This is a genomic window from Companilactobacillus halodurans (genome assembly GCF_009600985.1).
GTDB classification, from domain to species: Bacteria; Bacillota; Bacilli; order Lactobacillales; family Lactobacillaceae; genus Companilactobacillus; species Companilactobacillus halodurans.
Window position 1 is genome coordinate 1 of record NZ_VDFP01000250.1, and the last position, 1,093, is coordinate 1,093.

A 1,093-nucleotide genomic window follows, 5' to 3' on the forward strand; every position below is an offset into this window, starting at 1 on the left:
GTTACATTAAATTCTTTCGTTACCGGTACCTTTATCAAATGCGTATACGCAGGGATGGTTCCAAAATCTAAATTCTTAGTAACGTCTAAAGTCAAAGTGTTAGTTCCACCTACATTCAACACAGTAGCTGGCAAAAATGTAGTATCGTGAAAGACCGTTTCCGAAAATGGAGTAGTATTTGAATTCTTGTCAGTTAAGTAGATAACAACTTTATCATCGTTTAAAATTCCAGAGATATTGCTTATCTTCCAATTCCCGTCATTATCTACTGTCGTAGCATTGGAGTACACTGTATCAGCATCACCATTATGATGAATTATCTTCCAATTTAATGACGTTCCCGGTTCACCTGTACCTTCGATTTCTTTAGACCATTGAGAAATTTCCTTTACATTATTTTTTATTTTTACTGGATCAGGTGGTGTCCTATCTATAACCGTTTGTTCCTTATATTGATTATATTTTTCTTTGTTAATATCTGTTTTTATGGCATTGTTTGAATTATAATCAGGATCATTTCTCCATAGTTTTAAAATTTTTATTTTAGTTCCTATTTCCAAATATTTTTTGTCACTATCAAAACTACTAACTGGTATTTTGATAGCACCATCAATTGTAGAAGTATTGTATTCGTAATATTTTTGATGCTGAATAGATGCTCCAACTGCATTTTTTGTAGTTCCATCTGGATAAGTCAATTGAACTTCAGCATAAACCTCGTTGTCATATGAAGGACGATATGCATTATTTTCAGCAGGCATTAAAGTTGGTACCCAAACATATGAATCCGCATTAGTTGGTTGATCAGGGGCATTCTTCACTTGCGCAGGTGATGTATTAGCTGTCATTCTTCCTAACTTCGATAGTCCTAAATTACTTCCTAGGAACTCTCTAAAACTGGCATCAGAAGAAGTTGTAGTGAACTTAGTAAAATTAACCCCAGAATAAGTAGCATTAACGTAATTCCAACTTTTAGTGGGAGATCCCTGAACATTTGATGTCGACAACCATACAGATAGTGGAATATTACCATGACTAAATTGACTAGTATTGGCACAGTTGAATAAAGTTCCACCCTCTCCCGTTCCGCTAG

The 1,093-nt window shown here is 34.7% G+C and carries 1 protein-coding gene; it reads right to left on the bottom strand.

Annotated features, from left to right (window positions below):
• Positions 1-1,093, bottom strand: a 1,093-nt coding sequence (locus FHL06_RS14510) for a hypothetical protein (RefSeq protein WP_192918034.1), incomplete at both ends; no start/stop codon positions are given.